Genomic DNA, 20228 nt, shown 5'->3' with positions numbered 1-20228 from the left:
AAAGATGGAAATATAGAATTGATTGACCGGATTCATGCCGGTCTAATTGTCGTGGGAAAATATAGAAATAAAAATAATTTTAAAAACCTGCTAAAAAGTCTTGACTTTTGTTAGCAGGTTTTTGTGAATTATTTTTCTGGCGCTGTCATTGACGCTATACATCGGGAATGGTAAGATTAATAGGTGAGTAAAAACACATGATATTGTGATGGTGCCGGATGTCTATACTAAATATAGGTTGACATCGGTGAGAAGGAAGGTATGCTTGAATGAAAAATGAGGTAAAAGTAGTAAAAAAAGACGGTACAAAAGAAGAGTTTAACGTGCAGAAGGTAGTAGTTGCTGTAAATAAGTCTGCCTACCGGGCACTTGTGAAATTTACAGAGGAAGAGCTTGGCTTCATCTGCAGCTTCGTGGAGGAGAAGGTGGATGCCAGGAACGTAGCCGAGATACCGATTGCGGAGATGCACAATGTGGTGGAAGGCGCCCTTGAGAAAGTGAATCCTGTCGTGGCCAAGAGCTACAGGGATTACAGGAACTACAAGCAGGACTTTGTACAGATGCTGGATGAGGTATACAAGAAGAGCCAGTCTATCATGTACATCGGGGACAAGGAAAACAGCAATACGGACAGCGCGCTCGTGTCTACGAAGCGGAGCCTTATATTTAATGAGCTGAACAGGGAGCTGTACAAGAAGTTCTTCCTTACGGTCGAGGAAGTGCAGGCGATTCGGGACGGATACATATATATTCATGACATGTCGGCGAGGCGCGACACGATGAACTGCTGTCTCTTTGATGTAAATGCAGTTTTAAACGGCGGATTTGAGATGGGGAACCTCTGGTACAATGAACCAAAGACGCTGGACACGGCATTTGACGTTATCGGCGATATCGTGCTGAGCGCTGCAAGCCAGCAGTACGGCGGATTTACCGTACCGAGCGTGGATGAGATCCTGGCGCCTTACGCTGAAAAGTCCTACAGGAAGCTGATGGAGAAATATACGGAACTTGGACTTGATGAAGAGACGGTACAGAAGGTTGCCTGGGCAGATTTGGAAAAAGAGATGGAACAGGGGTTCCAGGGATGGGAGTACAAGTTCAACTCCGTGTCTTCCAGCAGGGGAGACTATCCGTTCATCACCGTTACGGCAGGTACCGTGACGAATAAGTACGGCAAGCTTGCAACGAAGAAGATGCTGGAAGTGCGCGGTAACGGGCAGGGCAAAGCAGGGCATAAGAAGCCGGTGCTGTTCCCGAAGATTGTATTTTTATATGATGAGAACCTTCACGGACCTGGAAAACCGCTGGAAGATCTGTTTGAAGCAGGCATAGAATGTTCGGCCAGGACGATGTATCCTGACTGGCTGAGCCTTACCGGAGAAGGTTATGTCTCCAGCATGTACAAGAAATACGGCAAGATCATAAGCCCGATGGGATGCCGTGCCTTCCTTTCACCCTGGTATGAAAGAGGGGGGATGGAGCCTGCGGATGACAGAGACGAGCCTGTGTTCGTAGGCAGGTTCAATATCGGAGCCATCAGCCTGCATCTGCCTATGATCTATGCAAAGGCGAAGCAGGAGAGCAGAGCGTTCTTCGAGGTGCTGGACTATTATCTGGAACTCATCCGCCAGCTGCACGTCCGGACCTATGAGTATCTCGGGGAGATGAAGGCTTCCACCAATCCGCTCGCTTATTGTGAAGGCGGCTTTTACGGAGGACATCTCGGGCTGTATGACAAGATTAAGCCGCTGCTCAAGTCTGCAACCGCATCCTTTGGCATTACTGCCCTGAATGAGCTGCAGCAGCTGCACAACAAGAAGTCGCTTGCGCAGGACGGCCAGTTCGCGATAGAAACCCTGCAGCATATCAATGATAAGATTAACGAGTATAAGAAAGAGGATGGACACCTCTATGCCATCTATGGAACCCCGGCAGAGAATCTCTGCGGCGTACAGGTCCAGCAGTTCCGTAAGAAATACGGCATTATTGAGAATGTCTCAGACAGGGAATACGTGAGCAACAGCTTCCACTGCCATGTATCGGAAGAGATTACCCCGATTCAGAAGCAGGATCTCGAAGGGCGTTTCTGGAACCTGAGCAATGGTGGAAAGATACAGTATGTAAAATATCCGGTCAATTACAATAAAGAGGCGATAAGGGCACTTGTCAGGCGGGCCATGGAGAAAGGATTTTACGAAGGTGTGAACCTGTCCCTGTCTTACTGCGACGACTGTGGGCACGAGGAGCTGTCCATGGATGTCTGCCCCGTATGCGGCAGCAAGAATCTGACGAAGATAGACCGTATGAACGGATATCTTTCCTACTCAAGAGTAAAGGGGGACACACGTCTCAATGAGGCCAAGATGGCAGAAATAGCAGAAAGGAAAAGTATGTAGAAGATGCGGTATCATAATATTACGAAAGATGATATGCTCAATGGTGACGGACTGCGCGTTGTATTATGGGTTTCCGGATGTTCACACGGCTGTAAAGGATGCCACAATGAGGTGACGTGGAACCCGGAGGACGGCCTCATATTTGATGAAGCTGCAAAGCAAGAGATATATGATGAGCTGGACAGAGATTATGTAAATGGGATAACCTTCTCGGGAGGCGACCCGCTCCATGCGGCTAATATTGCGGAAATAACGGCTCTGGCAGGCGAGATCAGGAAGAGATATCCAGACAAGACGATCTGGCTCTATACAGGCAGCGTCTGGGAGGAAGTCAAAGACCTGGAAGTGATGGATTACGTGGACGTGCTTGTGGATGGGGAGTTTATGGAAGAGAAAAAGGACAGCACGCTCCACTGGAAGGGGAGTTCCAACCAGCTGGTTATCGATGTGAAAAATACGAAGAAGACAGGAGAGTTAGTGTTACATGGCTAAAAGAGTTGCACAGTTCCACAAAGTAAGTTTTGAACAGTTTAAGGCAGATTTCAGAGATACATTCGGAGCAGTTGAAGACAGTGAGATACAGGAGGTGTATGAATCTGTCCGCCTGCCTGAGAGGGCGACCGCAGGCTCCGCCGGATATGACTTCTTCACACCGGTACCTATCGTGCTCCATCCGGAAAAAACAGTGAAGATACCGACAGGAATCCGCGTCGAGATGCAGGAAAACTGGGTGCTGAAATGCTATCCGAGAAGCGGGCTCGGGTTCAAATTCAGGCTACAGCTCAACAATACGGTCGGCATCATAGACAGCGATTACTTCTATTCTGACAATGAAGGGCATATTTTTGCAAAAATAACAAATGATACAAATGAAGAAAAAATAGTAGAGCTTGAGGCAGGCGCCGGATTCATGCAGGGGATATTCGTCGAATACGGAATCACGATGGATGACGATGTGACCGGAACCCGTAACGGTGGGTTCGGAAGCACATCAAAATAAGCTTTGATTTCATTCGGGGACAGGTCAAATGCCGGTTGGGGACGGAGGTTTTTTAAAAAACCTCCGTCCCCAACCGGCATTTGACCTGTCCCCGATGGTATATTTTCTCTGTTTCCGGGGCAGTCTAACCGTGGAATATTATCTTATCAGATTCATGGAGGGACTGTTATGCCGGAAAAGAAGAAAGTAACTGCATCGAGAGAAGAAAGTACGGAATATCTGAACAAGGTTCTGCCGGTGCAGGACAGTTTTGATATCATACAGCGGGATATGATGATAGGGGGGAGGGTCGCGTCCTTCTTCTTTATCGATGGATTTACAAAAGACGAATCCATGTTGAAAATCATGGATTCCATGTTCAAAGTGACGGAGGAAGATATGCCCGTAGACGCGACGGCGTTTGCCAGGGAGTGCATTCCTTATGTGGAAGTAGATGTCATCGGTGATTTTGACCAGGTGCTCAGAAATATTCTTTCCGGGGTAACATGCCTGTTCATCGAAGGATACGAAGCATGCATCGCGATAGACTGCAGGACGTATCCTGCACGAGGCGTAGAAGAGCCGGACAAGGACAAATCACTGCGCGGTTCCAGGGACGGATTCGTCGAAACTATCGTGTTTAACACGGCTTTGATGAGAAGAAGGATACGAGATCCCCAGCTTACGATGCAGATGCTGGAGGTAGGCGAAAGCTCACGGACTGATGTGGCAGTCTGCTATATGAAGGACCGGGTGGATACGGAACTTCTGAATACGGTTATGACAAGGATAAAATCTATCAAGACGGATGATCTGCGGATGAACCAGCAGAGCCTTGCGGAGTGCCTGTATAAGAGAAAATGGTTCAATCCTTTTCCAAAGTTCAAATTTACGGAACGGCCTGACACGGCGGCGGCCTGCCTGCTTGAAGGGAAAGTGGTCATTCTTGTCGACAACTCGCCGTCAGCTATGATTCTGCCGACCTCTATCCTGGATATGATAGAAGAGGCGAATGATTACTATTTCCCGACGTTGACAGGAATCTACCTGAAAGTGTCCAGGGCGCTGATTTCAATCATGACCGTCTTCCTGACACCGCTGTTCCTGCTGTTTATGCAGAACCTGAACTGGCTTCCGGATGTGTTCGCTTTCGTGGCAGTGAAAGACATGGTCAATATCCCCCTTATCTTCCAGCTGCTTATCCTGGAGATTGCCATCGACGGGCTGCGGCTTGCGGCACTCAATACGCCCAGCATGCTGAGCACCCCGCTGAGTGTAATCGCGGGCCTTGTCATGGGGGAATTCTCGGTAAAGTCGGGATGGTTCAATTCGGAGGTCATGCTCTATATGGCGTTCGTAGCCGTGGCAAACTACACGCAGCCAAACTTCGAGCTGGGCTACGCCCTGAAGTTCATGCGGCTGCTTCTGCTTGTGCTGACCGCCCTGTTCAACTGGATCGGCTTCGCGGCCGGCTGCATTATCATCGTGTGCAGCCTCTGCTTCAACAAGACTTTATCCGGGCGGAATTATTTGAATATAAAACTGAACTAAAATGTGTTATAATAATATAGAAAGCATAATTACAGAGCTATAAATAAAAACCAAGAGGCCGGCTTGCCGGGCTCTTGGTCTTAGTGTATGCCTGTGGACAGGAATACTTTGTGTAAGATCATATCAGGAGGTTACATATGGAGGCAGATACTCGACATAAGAACAGTGACAGAGGACGGGATGAACGGCTTGGCACCGCACCTCTCGGGCGGCTCATGGCAGGAATGGCGGTACCGGCGGTTGCGGCTCAGCTCATCAACGTTCTCTATAACATTGTAGACAGGATCTATATCGGACATATCGCGGGATACGGAGACGTGGCGCTGACAGGCGTGGGAGTCACCTTCCCCATCATCATGCTTATCGCCGCATTCAGCGCGTTTGCGGGCATGGGGGGAGCGCCGCTTGCATCGATACAGCTTGGGAAAAGGGATCACGAAAGGGCAGAGCGAATCCTTGGCAACTCGGCAGGCCTGCTTATCCTATTTTCCGTAGTGCTGACCATTTTCTTCTCCGTCTTCAAGACGCCGATACTGTATGCGTTTGGTGCCAGCGGACAGACAATATCCTACGCGGAGTCGTACATATCCATCTATCTCATAGGCACGGTGTTCGTGCAGATAGCAGTAGGGCTGAATACATTTATCAGCGGCCAGGGCGAGGCGAGGACAGCCATGTTTTCCGTCCTGATTGGAGCGGTGATAAATATCGTCCTGGATCCGATATTTATCTTCGCTCTGCACATGGGGGTAAAGGGGGCCGCCCTCGCGACAATCATCTCGCAGGCCATCAGCGCTGCATGGGTGCTGCGTTTCCTGCTCTCGGAAAAGAGCGTCATGAGGCTCAGGGTAACATATATGAAGCTACAGAAAGATATCGTATTGCATATTGCAGGGCTCGGCGTGTCCCCGTTCATCATGCAGAGCACAGAAAGCCTCGTAAGCATTACGCTGAATTCAGGTCTCCAGAGATACGGGGGCGACCTATACGTAGGAACAATGTCCATCATGACGAGCGTCATGCAGCTCATCGTCATTCCGGTGCAGGGAATTACCCAGGGAATACAGCCGATTATCAGCTACAATTACGGGGCAGGGAACAAAAAAAGGGTAAAAGGGGCGTTTGCCAGGATGCTGCTTGTCTGCTTCGCAGCCACATTCGTCCTGGCGGGTATCGCGGTGCTTGCACCGAAAGCTTATGCCGCTCTGTTCACGAATAACGGCAAGCTGGTAACACTGACATGCAGGTTTATGCCGATTTACTTCTTCGGCATCATGATATTTGGGATACAGTCCGCATGCCAGTCTACATTTCTGGCATTGGGTCAGGCGAAGGTATCGCTGTTTATCGCATTGCTGCGCAAAGTGATTCTGCTCATACCCCTTGCAATCATACTACCCAAATTCATGGGAGTCATAGGAATATACCGGGCCGAACCGATTGCAGATATCATATCCGTGCTTACGACATCGGTATTGTTTGCCTTTACATTTAAAAACGTTTTGCGTAACATGGGAAAAAGTGGTATGATGAGTGCAGGCAAGGAGAAGGAGGACTAGGGTATGAGAGATTATGTGATAACTGTAAACAGCACAGTTGATTTGCCGAAGGAATGGCTGCAGGAGCGAAATGTACCGGTGATACCGCTTCATTATACGATTGACGGCGAGACTTACCCCGATATGGAAGGATTGACTTCCAAAGAATTTTTTAACAAGCTGCGGGAAGGTAAAATGTCAGTGACTTCACAGGTGAATCCTGAGGAGGCGAAGGAAGCGCTGGAACCTATTATAAAAGAAGGAAAAGATGTGCTTCATCTCGGATTTTCGTCCGGCTTGAGCGGCACATGCAACAGTATGCAGATAGCGGCTGCCGAACTGGAGGAGGAGTATCCGGAAGCGAAGGTGATTGCCATAGATACGCTGTGCGCGTGCCTGGGGGAAGGACTGCTGCTATACAAGGCGCTTCAGCTCAGGGAGGCCGGCAAGACCATTGATGAGGCGGCACGGTGGGTAGAAGAAAACAAGCTCCATGTATGCCACAATGTGACGGTGGACGATTTGAACCATCTGCACAGGGGCGGGCGTGTCTCCAAAGCGACTGCGGTAGTCGGCACGATGGTAAAGATAAAGCCGATCATACATGTGGACAACAGCGGAACGCTGCAGGTAGTAGGGAAGGAAAGAGGCCGTAAGAAATCTCTGAACAAGATTGTGGACATGGCAGTAGAGCAGTCAAAAGGATGGGACAATGATATTATCATGATTACACACGGCGACTGCATCGAAGAAGCGGAATATGTAGCCTCTCTCGTGCGTGAGAAGATGGGTGTGGACAATATCCTGATCAACAATATCGGTACGGTGATTGGAAGCCATACAGGCCCCGGAGTTCTGGCGGTGTTCAACATGGGGAACAAGAGGTAGGCTGTTGTTGGAAATATAACGCAAGAATAAGGGGCAGATACTTCCGGGGCTTCAGCGCCGGATTGTCTGTCCTCTTTGTAACGCTGCAGAAGATGTTCCGCCATATCAGGCAGAGCGGAAAAGGGAAAAGGCGGTTGAAGATGAAGAAACTGGAGATCGATGCCGGGATGAAAGAACTGTGGCCGGCCGTCAGAATCGGCTGCATGCAGTATAAGGTGAAGGTAGATAAGAAAAATGAAGAGATGTGGGCTTATCTGAAAAAAGATATATTCAAAAAGACAAAGGACAGGATATTTGACTTCGGGGTAAATGACATGCCCAATATCAGGGAATCCCGCCTGGCCTACAAGGCATTCGGCAAAGACCCGAGCAGATACCGGGTATCCTCAGAGGCGCTGGTCCGCAGGATAGGTCAGGGAAAGGGGCTGTATGAGGTAAATACGGTAGTGGACGTCAACAACCTTATTTCTATCGAGTCCGGCTTCTCAGTGGGTTCCTACGACACAGCCAATATCGGGGAAGAGCTTGTACTGCGTATCGGCAGGGACGGCGAGACGTACAAAGGGATAGGAAAAGAAGATATCAATATAGAGCATCTGCCCGTACTTGCTGACAGGGAAGGTGCCATCGGCAGCTCCACGAGCGACTCCGAACGGGCGATGATAACAGAGGATGCAGAAGAAGTCCTCACGCTCATATATTCCTTTTCAGATAACAAAGACCTGGAGAAAGCTCTGGAATATGGAAGAGGGTATATGGAAAGATACGCCGGGGCGCAGGAAATGCAATGCTGGATTGTGAAGTGAAATGGCTGCAGACTGGGAGCCGGGTGGCATCTGCTCCGATGCGTCCGAGGCTCCGACTAGTCCACGGCCTCCTAGCTTTGCGGCAGAGTCGCTGATAGCAGCTCCTCTTCCACAAACCAAGGATTCCGGGACAGATTCTCCGCCTCTTACGCTTGCACCTGCGCATCTCCCACCCGGCTCCCCGCCCGCTATCTACTTCACTTAACAAGGGCGAGGATGGCTGTGTGACATTACTGGCCAGCGGATGACCGCTGGCTGCGTGAGATGGATGATATAATGTAACAAGCTTATAATATGTGCAGCATAAAGAGACAATTGGCTTTTGCTAAGCGGTTGCAGCGAGGCGTGCACGCCGTTACTGCAAGAAAAGCCGGAATCAGGCGTTGGATGTTATATTACATAACATCCACATACCTGATTCCGGCTCTTCTTCATTACGATTATTTTCATCTAAGGTTATCAACTTGCCAAGCCCTTAATCACTATGCTGACATAGCCAAATCCTTTCCATCAGCAAGCCGCGCCACACAGCCACCCCCGCCCGTGGCAGTAAAGTAGATAGCCGCTGGGGAGGTATGGGACAGATGCGAAGGTGTAAGCGGGAGGGACGTAAGAACCCTCACCAGATTCCTTGGCTTGAGGGGTGAGAGCCGCTATCGGCGAACACTCCACAGGCTTAGGAATCTGTGTGATAGTCGCAGTTCCCGGACGCATCGCAGCAGATGCCCCATACCTCCCCACCGGCGCTATAGTTTACTAGACGCTCAACGCCTGCAGGAAGTCGATTCCAAGTGCGCCCCCCACGGAACTGAGCAGTATGAGAAGCAGGAAGATAGGTGCAACCCATTTTATCATGACGGTGAACAGCTTTTCCGCTTTGAACTTGCCGTCTGTTACCCGTACTTCATCGGAGATGGACTTTGTCTTGATAAAGAAACCGGCAAAGATACAGGTGAAGAACGCTACAATCGGCATGAGTACGCTGTTGCTGAAAAAATCCATGATGTCAAGTACGGACATGCCCATCCAGCTGATGAAGCTGAGCGGTCCGAATCCAAGTGAAGAAGGCGTGCCCATGATGAGCGCAAGAACCGCGACAAAGATACAGGCTCCCTTTCTGCTCCAGTTGAACTTATCCCGGAAGATGGACACGATGGTCTCCATGAGCGAGATGGCAGAAGTGAGTGCGGCAAAGAATACGAGCAGGAAGAATATCGTCCCGATTGCCCCGCCAAGCTTCATGCTGGCAAATACTTTCGGAAGCGTGATGAACATAAGTCCTGGTCCTGCGCTGAGGGCACTCTGGTCTCCGCCGGAGAAGGCGAAAACGGCAGGGATAATCATAAGTCCTGCCAGGAAAGCGATTCCGGTGTCAAATAATTCTATCTGGCGGACAGAGCTTTCCAGATGATTGTCTTTCTTCATATAAGAGCCATATGTTACCATGATACCCATAGCAAGCGACATGGAATAGAAGAGCTGGCCCATGGCGGCAAGAATGGTTTTGGCCGATACGTCGGACATATGCGGCTTGATATAATATACAAGGCCTTCCATGGCACCTTCCCGTGTCAGCCCATAGACAGATATGATCAACGTCAGGACGACAAGTATCGGCATCATGATCTTGCTGACCTTTTCGATTCCTTTTTCTACGCCGCATAAGACGATAACTGCCGTGACGGCGAGAAAGATGAAGAACCAGCCGAGGGGCTTGAAAGTACCTCCGATAAATGTGGAAAAGTAGTCGTCTGCAGCAGAGGCAGAAGCGCCGCCGCTTATAAATACGGTAAAATATTTGACGACCCATCCTCCGATGACAGAATAATAAGGGAAGATGATGATCGGTACGACGGATGCCAGGACTCCTAGAAATCCAAACCGCTTGTCCAGCATTTTAAACGCGCCGATGGCACTTAAGCCGGTCTTTCTTCCGATGGCTATTTCGGCAATCATAAGAGAAAAGCCGAACGTAACCGCAAGTATCAGATAAATAAGTAAAAAAGTGCCTCCGCCGTACTTTGCTGCAAGATACGGAAACCGCCATATGTTCCCAAGTCCTACGGCAGAACCAGAAGCAGCCAGCACGAACCCTAGTTTGCTGGAAAAATTACTTCTCTTTTGTTGCATAAAAACCTCCTCATGTCTCTCGACATTCCATAGTAAAATTCTTTTGTAAAATAGATTATGCTCTATTATTACATGAATGGACACTGTTTTCAAGAAGAAATATGAAAAGAGTTGACATCCTTGTATAATTGTGTTAAATTATACCTTGCATGAAGCAAAAAACAAAGCAGAGTATCCACTCTCACCGTAGCACAATAGGGTGACTATCGGTCTGATATTGAATATGGATGAACCGTATGGACATATATGGTCGTCGTATGCAGTTATAGTAGTGGATAGTCTGTGGACTGTTCACTTATTTTAATGTTTATTTTATGATGGAGGTGCACTACTATTAGCGATTTAATGATTAACGGGCAAATCAGAGACAGGGAAGTACGCGTGATTGGCGAAGACGGAGAGCAGCTGGGCGTCATGTCATCCAGGGATGCGATGAAGCTTGCAGCGGAGGCGGAACTTGACCTCGTAAAGATTGCGCCAAAGGCTCAGCCGCCGGTTTGCAAGATTATCGACTACGGCAAATACAAATATGAACTGGCGAGGAAAGAAAAAGAAGCGAAGAAGAAGCAGAAGACCGTTGAATTGAAGGAAGTGCGACTTTCTCCAAACATTGATACGAACGACCTCAATACGAAGGTCAACAATGCCAAGAAGTTTATCAGCAAGGGCAACAAGGTTAAGATAACCCTGCGTTTCAGAGGAAGGGAAATGGCACATGTTCAGCAGAGCAGGCATATACTTGATGATTTTGCGAAGCAGCTGGAAGATGTGGCTACGATAGAGAAGCCGGCCAAGATGGAAGGCAGGAGTATGAGCATGGTTTTAACTGAAAAACGTTAAAAATACAAATTTAAACTTTAAGGAGGAATATTATCATGCCAAAAATTAAAACAAATAGAGCAGCTGCAAAGCGCTTCAAAAAAACAGGTACAGGAAAGTTAGTAAGAAACAAAGCTTATAAGAGCCATATCTTGACTAAGAAATCAGCGAAGAGAAAGAGAAATCTTAGAAAGCCGACTGTTACAGATGCAACCAACGTTAAGAATATGAAGAAAGTATTACCATATCTGTAAGATAAGGAATGTATTGAAGGAGGATATAAGAGATGGCAAGAATTAAAGGCGGAATGAACGCTAAGAAGAAACACAATAGAACATTAAAACTGGCAAAGGGATACAGAGGAGCACGTTCTAAGCAGTACAGAGTTGCAAAGCAGTCTGTTATGAGAGCCCTTACGTCTGCATACGCGGGAAGAAAACAGCGCAAGCGTCAGATGCGCCAGCTCTGGATTGCACGTATCAATGCAGCAGCAAGGCTGAACGGAATGTCCTACAGCAAATTTATGCATGGCCTGAAGCTGGCTGATATTGATGTGAACAGAAAGATGCTGGCTGAAATGGCAGTGAATGACGCAGCTGGCTTTGCAACGCTTGCAGAACTTGCTAAGAGCAAGGTGGCATAGTAGAACGAACTGCACAGGAGATGCGGGTGCAGGAATGCTCTTTATAGCTTACAATCTGGCAGGGACGATATACAAGACGGCATAGCCCACGTAGGACATGCCGTCTTTTTTATTTTGCAGGATGTTTCGCTCTGCTGCATCTACACGGAGGGGAATCAGATGTTCAGGATTGGTGAATTTTCCAAACTTACTCAGGTGTCGGTCAGGATGCTGCGTTATTATGATGAATCAGGGCTGCTGAAGCCGGAGAGGACGGATCCCTTTACCGGGTACCGCATGTATTCTGCCGCTCAGATACCTGTACTTAACAGGATCGTATATCTGCGGGACAGTGGATTCGGGGTTGCAGAAATCCTGACAGCCCTAGAAAGCGGAAGGGATGCGTTTATCATAGAACAGCTTGATAAGAAGTACGAAGAGATTACGGGCAGAATCGCAGAAGAACACAAGAAGCTCGAGAAGATAACGCTGGCCAGAAGAGAACTTTTACATGGCTGCAAGATGCACTACAACGTGTCGATCAGATCCATTCCCTCGTGCCAGGTGCTCTCCCTACGCAAGGTCATACCCACCTACTATGCGGAGGGTGAGCTGTGGGAAGAGCTGGCCTCCTTTGCCGCACGGAATAAGATTGCCGTATCGGGACAGACATTTTCCATCTACCACGATCAAGAATATAAGGAAAATAATGTGGATGTGGAGATTTGTGCATATGTAGAGAAGCCCGTGGAGAGCAGTGGCGCAATTGCGTACAGGACAGTGGAGGCAGTACCGTTCATGGCGTGCACGATGGTGTACGGTCCATTTTCCAACATTGCGGGAGCCTATCTTAATCTGGCGCGATGGCTGCAGGAGAACAGCAGATTTAAGATGACAGGGCAAAGCCGCCAGATTGTGCACCGCGGCCCGTGGAATGAAGAGTCGGAAGAGAACTATCTTACGGAGATACAGATTCCGACAGAACAGCGTGTCAGATGACAGGACTTCCCTCCATACTGCCCCTGCCGTGTGGCAGATGCGGGTTTCCGTATGAAAAATGCTTGACTCTCACACTGTGTCAGGGTACAGAATAATCGTACAGCAAATAAATATATATGGAGGGAACAATTATGGCAGTATTTGAAGTGCATCCTGTCGGGATAATCAGAAGCAATGAAGAAGGGACGTTTATTGAGATTCAGAAAGAGTACTTCCAGGCGCTTACCGCCCTGGAGGGATTCAGCCATGTGAATGTCATCTGGTGGTTCAGCGGCTTTGACAATGATGAGGCAAGAGCTGTCCTTACGGCGGAACAGCCGTATAAAAAAGCACCTGATGTAATGGGAGTTTTTGCGACCAGGTCGCCGATACGGCCCAATCCTTTAGCTCTGACCGCGTCTGAGGTCATAGGCATAGACTATGAAAACGGCATTGTGCAGATTGCGTACACGGATGCGAATGACGGAAGCCCGGTGCTTGACATAAAGCCGTACACACCGAGCCTTGACAGGGTGGAAGAGCCAGGGGTTCCGGACTGGTGCGGCCATTGGCCGAAAAGTATAGAGGCGTCGGCAGATTTTGCATGGGAAGAGGAGTTTAACTTTTAGATAATTGCTGAATTGGAGAATCAGGCCGAAGATCGAAAGCGGGAAGAGATGTCATGAGATATCTCTTTCCGCTTTCTTTTTGATCCTGCCATCTGGAAGTTGACGGCAGGATATGATATTATGGAAAAGACGATGGATACAGGTTGTGAAAAGGAGATGCTGTTATGAGGATACTTGTTGTAGTAGATATGCAGAACGATTTTGTGGACGGCGCGCTTGGAACGGAGGAGGCCGTGGGTATCGTCCCGGCGGTGGCAGAGAGGATCCGGAGTTTTGACGGCCGGGTACTCTACACGCAGGATACGCATGAAAGCGATTACTTGAAGACGCTGGAGGGGAAGAAGCTGCCGGTGCCCCATTGCATCAGGGGGACAGAAGGATGGGAGCTTTGTCCGAAGATAAAGGCGCTGTGCAAGGAGGTTCCGATCGACAAGCCTGCCTTTGGAAGCGTGGAGCTCGGACGGATGCTCAAGGAGTATGACAGCAGGGAAAAGGTAGAGTCTGTCACGTTTGTCGGATTGTGTACTGACATATGTGTCATCTCAAATGCAATGATAGTCAAAGCATTTCTTCCGGAGACGGAGATTATCGTAGATGCGGCGTGCTGCGCGGGTGTGACGCCAGAGAGCCACCGTCAGGCATTGGAGGCGATGAAGGTATGCCAGATCAAGGTACTGGATGAATAAGGGGAGCAGGGTATGAAAAGGGTAATCAGCGTTATATTGGATGCGGTTCTGGTGCTGGCGGCTGTATTTATACTGGCGGGCATGTCTGTGAAGGATATCTGTGCAGAGATAGCGACAGATGCGCTTGTCAAGAAGGCCGTCGCCTCTACGATAGGGGATGGCGTCCGTGCCATGTTTCCGGACGCCACGGAAGCACAGATAGAAGACGCCGCCGATAAGATAAGCCAGGATGAAAACCTCCGGGCGCTGGTCGGCGATTATATGGATGCCTTGGCATATGCGGCGGCGGACGGGACGCCGTTTTCGTCTCCTGACGTGTCATCGTATATGGAAAAAGCAGTAGACGACAATATAGATGCCGTGGCAGAAGCTTTTGGCGTAGAACTTGGCGGCCTGCCCAGGGCCGTCCTGAAAAGTGCGGCCGAGTCGGCCGGCAGCGAGCTGGAGACGGAGCTTGGCGTGGCTGCAGACGAGGCGCTGTCTCAAATGACAGGACAGCAGAAGCAGGCGGCTAAGCTGTACGCGGTTATGACATCTGAGGAGGCGAGGACGGCGGCAATTGCCATTGTCTTCATATCAGCATTTGGAATCGTACTGCTCCGGCTTTCAAAGGGCCGTTTCCTTTTCCATCTGGGGCTTTGCGGCATCGTGGCCGGAAGCGCGGCAGGTTATGCCTTTCCGGCGCTGCTTACGGCAGCGGCAGATGAACTGGGCAGAGAGATGGCGGGGAGCGAGGTGACAGTGTCGGCAGACACGCTTGCTGGCTGCGGGAAATGGATACTAGCGGGTGGTGCGGCACTATTCGTCTTGTATGGTATCCTTAAGCTGTCCGGCATTGGCGAAAAGAAGAGGTACAGATAATGATCATAAGGATGGCAGAAGAAAAAGATGCACTTTTGCTGCTTCAGATATATGCGTATTATGTAGAGCATACGGCAGTGACATTTGAATATGAAGTACCGTCTATCAACGAGTTTATGGAACGCATGGGCAAAGTGAAGGAAAGATATCCCTATCTTCTGGCGGAGGAAGATGGTGAGATTACAGGATATGCCTATGTGGCTGCATTTAAGGACAGGGCCGCCTATGACTGGGCGGTGGAGACGACCGTGTATGTGAAGGCGGAACGGAGGTCGGAGGGGATTGGCAGAAAGCTTCGGAGTTTGGATTGGACGCAGGGCCGGCAGCAGGATATGGCTCCCCACCATATGACCGGTATGAGCCGGGAGGATAGATAGGATAAGGACAGGAGGTAAAAGGATGGATAAGACGGACGTAACCTTCCGGACTGCCGGGAGAGAAGATACGGGACTTATACTGGATTTCATAAAGAAGCTGGCAGATTATGAACATATGACGGAGGATGTAGTGGCCACGGAAGAGCTGCTCAGGGAATGGATATTTGACAAGAAGAAGGCAGAAGTCCTCTTTGCGGTGGCAGAAGGGCAGGAAGTCGGATTTGCCTTGTTTTTCCACAACTTCTCCACTTTTCTAGGCAGGGCGGGCATATATCTGGAGGACTTGTTCGTACTGGAAGACAAGAGGGGCAGGGGGTACGGCAGGGCGCTGCTTGCACAGCTGGCAAGAATTGCCACGATGCGGGGCTGCGGAAGGCTTGAATGGTCATGCCTGGACTGGAATGAGCCAAGCATAGAGTTCTACCTGTCGCTTGGAGCCGAACAGATGAAGGAATGGAGCGGCTACCGGCTCGCCGGAGATACGCTCCGGCGGGCGGCAGAGCTTTAATCCTCTCTGCATTTCCCGCCTTTCCAGATGATCAGCGTATCTAGCAGGCTTTCGTGGTGCACTGCGGTCACATCAAAGCGCAGGAGCTTGAACGTATACTAATGCCGCTGGCGTAATGTTCCATCTTGGGAACAAGATGGCCTCACTGGATCAGGTCCATAAATTTTCCTATAAGAAGGGCATTCAGTATGGTTCCGAAGCCAAGCTGCTCGTGCATCGCATAATCGACGATGAGGATGCCGGTGACGATTACGATATCGCCGAATGACAGGCCTGTGGCATGGGAAAGTCCCATGCTGAAAGCATCCCATGGCGCCAGGCCGATTTCTGCCTGGACGATGAAGCAGGTTCCAGGTGCGAAGAGAAATAATCCCGCCAGGAGGCGGATGAAACGTTTGACATATGAAAGTGCCATAGCATTCTCCTTTGTATGATATATATTCATTATAGAAAGAAATGTGCTTTGGCGCAACTAAAGAAATAGAAAGGGAGAAGGATGGAGTACAGGAAGGCGACGCCAGAGGACATTGATCTGATAATTGAGCTCAGGCGCATACAGCTCATCCATGAGCAGGCGCAGGAAGAGGTCGAGATCAAGCATTATATGAAAGCATTTTTTGAAAAGGTCTTTGCAGAAAACAGAATCATACAGATATTGGCAGAAGAGGACGGCGTAGCGGCTGCGACCGGAGCAGTCCTCTTCTATGAATATCCGCCCGGCTTTTCCAATCCCTCTGGCAAAGTGGCTTATATTGCGAATATGTTTACGAGCCCGGACTACCGCAGGCGGGGACTGGCATTTGAGATCATGGACATGCTTGTTGAGGAGGCCGGGAAAGCCGGGGCAGGAGAAGTGCGGCTCCTGGCCTCGGAGCCCGGCAGGCCGGTATATGAAAAGTACGGTTTTATTAAGGAAGAAGGATGGTACATCTTAAAGTAGGGACATCTGGCAGACGTACGATCAGGGATAGATGAGCTGCCGGTCCGTTATGCCATCCAGCACTTCTTCCACATATCTGGCGGCGAGATATTTTGCCATCGGAAGATTCATATCCAGATAATTTCCGCAGTCATCTGCGGAAGCACCCGGGACAGCGCCTTCAAAACCGGCGATGAAAGAGAACAGCTCCTTCATGAGTGGTACAATGTCACGGGATTCATAGTCTCCCGATAGAAGGAGATAGAAACCGGTGCGGCAGCCCATCGGCCCAAAGTAGACCGTACGGCTTCCGTATTCTGCATGGTTGCGCAGGAAAGTAGCCGCAAGGTGTTCGATCGTATGCATTTCTGCCGTGTTCATGACGGGTTCATAGTTCGGCCTTGTCAAACGAAGGTCAAAGGTCGTAATCGTCTGTCCGCCCGGCCGGTCCTTCCTTGATACATATACTCCGGGAACCAATCTCGTATGGTCAATGGTAAAGCTAGTAATCTTATCCATGGCAATGCTCCTTTTTGCGTGTACTTGCGCCGTCTTGCAGATGCGTCTGGCTGCAGAATCCGGCACTACGCGTATTATAGCACTTTTCTTCGTAATTTTCTATGAAAAACGGCAGGAGATGTGCTATACTATCAAAGTAGCCCCGGCGGACCGTATAAGCGGGTTCCGGAAGCCCGGGGGAAGGCAGGAGGCAGCAGAGATGAAGATATATTTTGTAAGACATGGGGAGACAGACTGGAATAAGGCAAGGCGCATCCAGGGGCAGGTAGATATTCCCCTGAACGGATTCGGCAGGCATCTGGCGGAAGAGACCGCTAAAGGCCTCGCGGATGTCCCCTTTGACATATGTTATACAAGCCCGCTCGGGAGGGCGGCAGAGACGGCACGGATCATACTTGGGGACAGAAAGGTTCCGGTCATTGAAGAGGAGCGTATCGAAGAGATGGCTTTCGGAGCGTATGAAGGCAAGTGCTGTTCTAAAAAGGGGTGGGAGCTTCCGGAAGAGTTCCAGCGTTTCTTTGATGATCCGGAGCATTATATAGTCCCGGCAGGGGGAGAAGGATTTGCGGATGTGAAGAGACGGACCGGCGAATTCCTGGCAGAGCTTTTCCAGAAGGATGAGCTTGAGGACAGCGTCGTTCTGGTGACGACACACGGCGCAGCGCTTGCTGGAATCCTGAACAATATAAAAGGCAGGCCCTTAGGAGACTACTGGGGCGTAGGGGTCCATAAGAACTGTGCGGTCACGGAAGTGGAAGTGTCCCGCGGCAGGGCACATATCATATCGGAGAATGTGGTGTATTATGAGGATGAAGTGGCACCATGGGAAGAATAGACAGGGAGGATTAGAGAGATGATCAATGACAAGAAAGTGTTATTCAGCGGCATGCAGGCGACGGGGAACCTGACGCTCGGCAATTACCTGGGGGCGCTGAAGAACTGGGTGGCTCTGAGTGATGAATATGAGTGCTTCTACAGCGTGGTAGACATGCATTCCATCACCGTGCGGCAGGAGCCGGCCACGCTCAGGAAGCGGGCGAGGGCACTGCTTACGCTTTATATCGCTGCGGGACTTGACCCGGAGAAGAACTGTATCTATTACCAGTCGCATGTATCCGGACATGCGGAGCTGACGTGGATATTGAACTGCTTTACGTATATGGGAGAGCTGAACCGTATGACGCAGTTCAAGGACAAGTCGGCGAAGCACGCAGACAATATCAATGCGGGGCTGTTTACCTACCCGGTACTGATGGCAGCGGATATCCTGCTCTATCAGGCGGATGTCGTACCTGTCGGCATTGACCAGATGCAGCATCTGGAACTCACAAGGGACATCGCGGAGCGGTTCAATAATATATACGGCGATGTGTTCACCGTGCCGGAGCCATATATCGGGAAGGTAGGGGCCAAGATCATGAGCCTGCAGGATCCGGCTAAAAAGATGTCCAAATCCGATGAGAATCCAAACGCCAGCATCTACCTGATGGACGACCCGGATACGGTAATGAGAAAGTGCAAACGGGCGGTGACAGATTCGGAAGCCCAGATCTTGTACCGGGATGAACAGCCCGGAGTCAAGAACCTTATCGACATATACAGTGCCTGTACCGGGAAATCACCGGAAGAAGTCGTTGCCGAATTTGACGGCAAAGGATACGGAGTCTTCAAGATGGCAGTCGGAGAAGCAGCGGTATCTGTCCTGAAGCCGCTGCAGGATGAAGTGGCCAGACTGGAAAAAGACAAATCCTATATCGACGGCGTGATAAAAGCAAATGCAGAAAAAGCACAGTATTTTGCCAATAAGACGTTAAGAAAAGTACAGAAAAAAGTCGGATTTCCAGACAAAATACGATAATTTTGAAAGGGATCGGCCCTCTGCCGCGGCAGGGGGCTGACCCCTTTGCAAATTCAAAGACTATTCAGATAACTTACAAGCGGCTGTAAATATTCTTTAGAAGTATTGTCATAAGAATGTGATATCCTTTTGTACATGTCGCTGTCTTCGCCGTTTGCTTTTTTGATGATCTTACGGAAGCCAGCCATCATTATCTTATCACCGATTCCCATTTTTTCATAACTTAGGCCTCCGGGCAGATAGAATACTTTGTATTTTTCGCCGTCGTTTTTAAAATTATTCTGAATGGCTGTATCAGTCTCAGCGAGACCGGGCGGATTGCTTCCTGTTACCATGACAATCCTGTTCTTGCCGTTCAGATTCATTTTTTTGAATGAACCTAGCTTTTGTATCATCCCTGCATGGAACCAGGAGGCGAAGATGACGGTGCCATACGGCGTGAGGTCCAAGGATACGGCCTTCTCAAATGGCATTACGGTACAGCCGGTCATTTCCCCGAGCCATTCGGCATATCTCTTGGTAAATCCTGTCTTTGAATTAAAAAGTACGATTGTTTTCATTAGGTTCCTCCTGTTTGCTGTCAGCTATTATGGAATGGGTAAATATATCCTTTGCCTGGGTGAGCAGATCCTGAACGTGTCCGATATCGGTATCGCTGCCAAGGACAGTAAGGATAAAAGATATGCCGGTATTGTAAATGAGCATATTCAGGTGAAGCTGCCGGGCCTTCTCTATAGATATGCCAAGCTGCCGGGCGATAAATTCTGCAATCTGAGGATTGGTTTCCTTCTTATATATATCTTCAAAAGAGTGGATATCATCCCTTTTGCGCAAAAAATACAGCCGGTACAGGTGGGGTTCCGCCTTGGCAAACTGTGCGTGGGCCATCCCCATGCTCTGGAACATGTCATTTACATCCAGCCGTTCGGTGATGAAGCTCCGGAGATAGCTGCCTGTATAATCGATGACATCCTGCTTCAGGCCGCTCATATTGCGGCAATAGCAATAGACAGGCTGCACAGAACAATCAAGCTTCTGGGAAATCCCTTTTACCGTCACGTTCTCAAGACCGCCTTCCCGAGCCAGGTCAAAAGCTGCTTTGACAACCATGTCTTTCGTAAGTCTTTGTCTTGGCATATGTATTATACCGCCTTTCGCAGA

At 49.5% G+C, this 20228-nt stretch carries 25 protein-coding genes; 20 read left to right on the top strand and 5 right to left on the bottom strand.

Going from position 1 to position 20228, the window contains the following annotated elements; translation table 11 throughout:
* Window positions 1-269: 269 nt before the first annotated feature.
* From nrdD to E1963_RS19435, 8 genes are all read left to right on the top strand, one after another.
* A complete protein-coding gene (gene nrdD / locus E1963_RS07070) occupies window positions 270-2399 on the top strand; it encodes an anaerobic ribonucleoside-triphosphate reductase (protein WP_132276630.1) in 2130 nt (709 codons plus the stop codon).
* 3 nt (window positions 2400-2402) lie between these two features.
* Window positions 2403-2891: an anaerobic ribonucleoside-triphosphate reductase activating protein gene (gene nrdG, locus E1963_RS07065; RefSeq protein ID WP_132276628.1), complete on the top strand. Its 489-nt coding sequence runs from the start codon at window positions 2403-2405 to the stop codon at window positions 2889-2891.
* Complete coding sequence (locus E1963_RS07060) at window positions 2884-3399, top strand: dCTP deaminase/dUTPase family protein (RefSeq protein WP_132276626.1); 516 nt, start codon at window positions 2884-2886, stop codon at window positions 3397-3399. The genes nrdG and E1963_RS07060 overlap by 8 nt, the downstream gene beginning before the upstream one ends.
* A gap of 168 nt (window positions 3400-3567) precedes the next feature.
* Window positions 3568-4929: a spore germination protein gene (locus E1963_RS07055; protein WP_132276624.1), complete on the top strand. Its 1362-nt coding sequence runs from the start codon at window positions 3568-3570 to the stop codon at window positions 4927-4929.
* A 137-nt stretch (window positions 4930-5066) separates the two neighbouring features.
* Window positions 5067-6488 (top strand): MATE family efflux transporter, encoded by a 1422-nt coding sequence (locus tag E1963_RS07050; RefSeq protein ID WP_132276622.1) that lies wholly within the window; start codon window positions 5067-5069, stop codon window positions 6486-6488.
* A 3-nt stretch (window positions 6489-6491) separates the two neighbouring features.
* Window positions 6492-7355 carry a DegV family protein gene (locus tag E1963_RS07045; RefSeq protein WP_132276621.1) on the top strand — a complete coding sequence of 288 codons (864 nt, stop codon included), beginning with the start codon at window positions 6492-6494 and terminating at the stop codon, window positions 7353-7355.
* A 140-nt stretch (window positions 7356-7495) separates the two neighbouring features.
* Entirely contained in the window at window positions 7496-8161 is a 666-nt protein-coding gene (locus E1963_RS07040; RefSeq protein ID WP_132276619.1) for a B3/B4 domain-containing protein, read from the top strand.
* Between the two features lies 1 nt (window position 8162).
* A complete protein-coding gene (locus E1963_RS19435; protein ID WP_145964170.1) occupies window positions 8163-8366 on the top strand; it encodes a hypothetical protein in 204 nt (67 codons plus the stop codon).
* A 551-nt stretch (window positions 8367-8917) separates the two neighbouring features.
* On the opposite strand, the gene E1963_RS07035 is transcribed toward E1963_RS19435, so the two are convergent.
* Complete coding sequence (locus E1963_RS07035) at window positions 8918-10291, bottom strand: sodium-dependent transporter (RefSeq protein ID WP_132276617.1); 1374 nt, start codon at window positions 10289-10291, stop codon at window positions 8918-8920.
* 345 nt (window positions 10292-10636) lie between these two features.
* Between E1963_RS07035 and infC the strand changes: the two genes are divergently transcribed.
* From infC to E1963_RS06990, 9 genes are all read left to right on the top strand, one after another.
* Window positions 10637-11131 (top strand): translation initiation factor IF-3, encoded by a 495-nt coding sequence (infC, locus tag E1963_RS07030; protein ID WP_132276615.1) that lies wholly within the window; start codon window positions 10637-10639, stop codon window positions 11129-11131.
* A gap of 35 nt (window positions 11132-11166) precedes the next feature.
* Window positions 11167-11364, top strand: a complete 198-nt coding sequence (rpmI, locus tag E1963_RS07025; RefSeq protein ID WP_066576952.1) for a 50S ribosomal protein L35 — start codon at window positions 11167-11169, stop codon at window positions 11362-11364.
* Window positions 11365-11396: 32 nt separating this feature from the next.
* The gene (gene rplT / locus E1963_RS07020) at window positions 11397-11753 is read left to right on the top strand and encodes a 50S ribosomal protein L20 (protein WP_066576949.1); all 357 of its coding nucleotides are present in this window, start codon (window positions 11397-11399) and stop codon (window positions 11751-11753) included.
* A 159-nt stretch (window positions 11754-11912) separates the two neighbouring features.
* On the top strand, window positions 11913-12731 hold the full coding sequence (locus E1963_RS07015; protein ID WP_132276613.1) for a MerR family transcriptional regulator: 819 nt from the start codon (window positions 11913-11915) through the stop codon (window positions 12729-12731).
* 131 nt (window positions 12732-12862) lie between these two features.
* Window positions 12863-13339: an SAM-dependent methyltransferase gene (locus E1963_RS07010; RefSeq protein ID WP_132276611.1), complete on the top strand. Its 477-nt coding sequence runs from the start codon at window positions 12863-12865 to the stop codon at window positions 13337-13339.
* A gap of 164 nt (window positions 13340-13503) precedes the next feature.
* On the top strand, window positions 13504-14025 hold the full coding sequence (locus E1963_RS07005) for a cysteine hydrolase family protein (RefSeq protein WP_132276609.1): 522 nt from the start codon (window positions 13504-13506) through the stop codon (window positions 14023-14025).
* A gap of 12 nt (window positions 14026-14037) precedes the next feature.
* The gene (locus E1963_RS07000; protein ID WP_132276607.1) at window positions 14038-14886 is read left to right on the top strand and encodes a hypothetical protein; all 849 of its coding nucleotides are present in this window, start codon (window positions 14038-14040) and stop codon (window positions 14884-14886) included.
* An 11-nt stretch (window positions 14887-14897) separates the two neighbouring features.
* Window positions 14898-15263 (top strand): GNAT family N-acetyltransferase, encoded by a 366-nt coding sequence (locus tag E1963_RS06995; protein WP_243117615.1) that lies wholly within the window; start codon window positions 14898-14900, stop codon window positions 15261-15263.
* Window positions 15264-15285: 22 nt separating this feature from the next.
* Complete coding sequence (locus E1963_RS06990) at window positions 15286-15771, top strand: GNAT family N-acetyltransferase (RefSeq protein ID WP_132276603.1); 486 nt, start codon at window positions 15286-15288, stop codon at window positions 15769-15771.
* 142 nt (window positions 15772-15913) lie between these two features.
* Here E1963_RS06990 and E1963_RS06985 read toward each other — a convergent pair whose 3' ends face one another.
* Window positions 15914-16186, bottom strand: a complete 273-nt coding sequence (locus tag E1963_RS06985) for a DUF6198 family protein (protein ID WP_132276601.1) — start codon at window positions 16184-16186, stop codon at window positions 15914-15916.
* Between the two features lie 81 nt (window positions 16187-16267).
* Here E1963_RS06985 and E1963_RS06980 point away from each other — a divergent pair, with 81 nt between their 5' ends.
* Window positions 16268-16711, top strand: coding sequence for a GNAT family N-acetyltransferase (locus E1963_RS06980; RefSeq protein WP_132276599.1), 444 nt, complete (start codon window positions 16268-16270; stop codon window positions 16709-16711).
* A gap of 21 nt (window positions 16712-16732) precedes the next feature.
* Here the strand turns inward: E1963_RS06980 and E1963_RS06975 are convergent, their stop codons facing one another.
* Window positions 16733-17209 (bottom strand): S-ribosylhomocysteine lyase, encoded by a 477-nt coding sequence (locus E1963_RS06975; RefSeq protein ID WP_132276597.1) that lies wholly within the window; start codon window positions 17207-17209, stop codon window positions 16733-16735.
* Here E1963_RS06975 and E1963_RS06970 point away from each other — a divergent pair.
* Both E1963_RS06970 and trpS read left to right on the top strand, forming a co-directional pair.
* The gene (locus E1963_RS06970) at window positions 17184-18044 is read left to right on the top strand and encodes a histidine phosphatase family protein (protein ID WP_330570731.1); all 861 of its coding nucleotides are present in this window, start codon (window positions 17184-17186) and stop codon (window positions 18042-18044) included. The two genes, E1963_RS06975 and E1963_RS06970, sit on opposite strands and share 26 nt — an antisense overlap.
* 18 nt (window positions 18045-18062) lie before the next feature.
* Window positions 18063-19067, top strand: coding sequence for a tryptophan--tRNA ligase (gene trpS / locus E1963_RS06965; protein ID WP_132276593.1), 1005 nt, complete (start codon window positions 18063-18065; stop codon window positions 19065-19067).
* 53 nt (window positions 19068-19120) lie between these two features.
* Here the strand turns inward: trpS and E1963_RS06960 are convergent, their stop codons facing one another.
* Window positions 19121-19627 carry a flavodoxin domain-containing protein gene (locus E1963_RS06960; RefSeq protein ID WP_132276591.1) on the bottom strand — a complete coding sequence of 169 codons (507 nt, stop codon included), beginning with the start codon at window positions 19625-19627 and terminating at the stop codon, window positions 19121-19123.
* Entirely contained in the window at window positions 19605-20204 is a 600-nt protein-coding gene (locus E1963_RS06955; protein WP_132276589.1) for a TetR/AcrR family transcriptional regulator, read from the bottom strand. The genes E1963_RS06960 and E1963_RS06955 overlap by 23 nt, the downstream gene beginning before the upstream one ends.
* Window positions 20205-20228: the final 24 nt, after the last annotated feature.

This window comes from Extibacter muris (genome assembly GCF_004345005.1).
Taxonomy (GTDB): Bacteria; Bacillota; Clostridia; order Lachnospirales; family Lachnospiraceae; genus Extibacter; species Extibacter muris.
The sequence above is the reverse complement of the archived record's forward strand: the minus strand, read 5'-3'. Positions and strand labels throughout refer to the sequence as shown.

Excerpts from the sequence above, each read along its gene's own strand:
- E1963_RS07015 (WP_132276613.1), top strand. The coding sequence starts at position 11,913 with ATGTTCAGGATTGGTGAATTTTCCAAACTTACTCAGGTGTCGGTCAGG.
- E1963_RS07055 (WP_132276624.1), top strand. The coding sequence starts at position 3,568 with ATGCCGGAAAAGAAGAAAGTAACTGCATCGAGAGAAGAAAGTACGGAA.
- nrdG (WP_132276628.1), top strand. The coding sequence starts at position 2,403 with ATGCGGTATCATAATATTACGAAAGATGATATGCTCAATGGTGACGGA.
- E1963_RS06960 (WP_132276591.1), bottom strand. The coding sequence starts at position 19,627 with ATGAAAACAATCGTACTTTTTAATTCAAAGACAGGATTTACCAAGAGA.
- E1963_RS19435 (WP_145964170.1), top strand. The coding sequence starts at position 8,163 with ATGGCTGCAGACTGGGAGCCGGGTGGCATCTGCTCCGATGCGTCCGAG.
- rplT (WP_066576949.1), top strand. The coding sequence starts at position 11,397 with ATGGCAAGAATTAAAGGCGGAATGAACGCTAAGAAGAAACACAATAGA.
- trpS (WP_132276593.1), top strand. The coding sequence starts at position 18,063 with ATGATCAATGACAAGAAAGTGTTATTCAGCGGCATGCAGGCGACGGGG.
- E1963_RS06985 (WP_132276601.1), bottom strand. The coding sequence starts at position 16,186 with ATGGCACTTTCATATGTCAAACGTTTCATCCGCCTCCTGGCGGGATTA.
- rpmI (WP_066576952.1), top strand. The coding sequence starts at position 11,167 with ATGCCAAAAATTAAAACAAATAGAGCAGCTGCAAAGCGCTTCAAAAAA.
- infC (WP_132276615.1), top strand. The coding sequence starts at position 10,637 with ATGATTAACGGGCAAATCAGAGACAGGGAAGTACGCGTGATTGGCGAA.
- E1963_RS06980 (WP_132276599.1), top strand. The coding sequence starts at position 16,268 with ATGGAGTACAGGAAGGCGACGCCAGAGGACATTGATCTGATAATTGAG.
- E1963_RS07045 (WP_132276621.1), top strand. The coding sequence starts at position 6,492 with ATGAGAGATTATGTGATAACTGTAAACAGCACAGTTGATTTGCCGAAG.
- nrdD (WP_132276630.1), top strand. The coding sequence starts at position 270 with ATGAAAAATGAGGTAAAAGTAGTAAAAAAAGACGGTACAAAAGAAGAG.
- E1963_RS07040 (WP_132276619.1), top strand. The coding sequence starts at position 7,496 with ATGAAGAAACTGGAGATCGATGCCGGGATGAAAGAACTGTGGCCGGCC.
- E1963_RS06975 (WP_132276597.1), bottom strand. The coding sequence starts at position 17,209 with ATGGATAAGATTACTAGCTTTACCATTGACCATACGAGATTGGTTCCC.
- E1963_RS06995 (WP_243117615.1), top strand. The coding sequence starts at position 14,898 with ATGGCAGAAGAAAAAGATGCACTTTTGCTGCTTCAGATATATGCGTAT.
- E1963_RS06970 (WP_330570731.1), top strand. The coding sequence starts at position 17,184 with ATGGTAAAGCTAGTAATCTTATCCATGGCAATGCTCCTTTTTGCGTGT.
- E1963_RS06955 (WP_132276589.1), bottom strand. The coding sequence starts at position 20,204 with ATGCCAAGACAAAGACTTACGAAAGACATGGTTGTCAAAGCAGCTTTT.
- E1963_RS07060 (WP_132276626.1), top strand. The coding sequence starts at position 2,884 with ATGGCTAAAAGAGTTGCACAGTTCCACAAAGTAAGTTTTGAACAGTTT.
- E1963_RS07000 (WP_132276607.1), top strand. The coding sequence starts at position 14,038 with ATGAAAAGGGTAATCAGCGTTATATTGGATGCGGTTCTGGTGCTGGCG.
- E1963_RS07010 (WP_132276611.1), top strand. The coding sequence starts at position 12,863 with ATGGCAGTATTTGAAGTGCATCCTGTCGGGATAATCAGAAGCAATGAA.
- E1963_RS07035 (WP_132276617.1), bottom strand. The coding sequence starts at position 10,291 with ATGCAACAAAAGAGAAGTAATTTTTCCAGCAAACTAGGGTTCGTGCTG.
- E1963_RS07050 (WP_132276622.1), top strand. The coding sequence starts at position 5,067 with ATGGAGGCAGATACTCGACATAAGAACAGTGACAGAGGACGGGATGAA.
- E1963_RS06990 (WP_132276603.1), top strand. The coding sequence starts at position 15,286 with ATGGATAAGACGGACGTAACCTTCCGGACTGCCGGGAGAGAAGATACG.
- E1963_RS07005 (WP_132276609.1), top strand. The coding sequence starts at position 13,504 with ATGAGGATACTTGTTGTAGTAGATATGCAGAACGATTTTGTGGACGGC.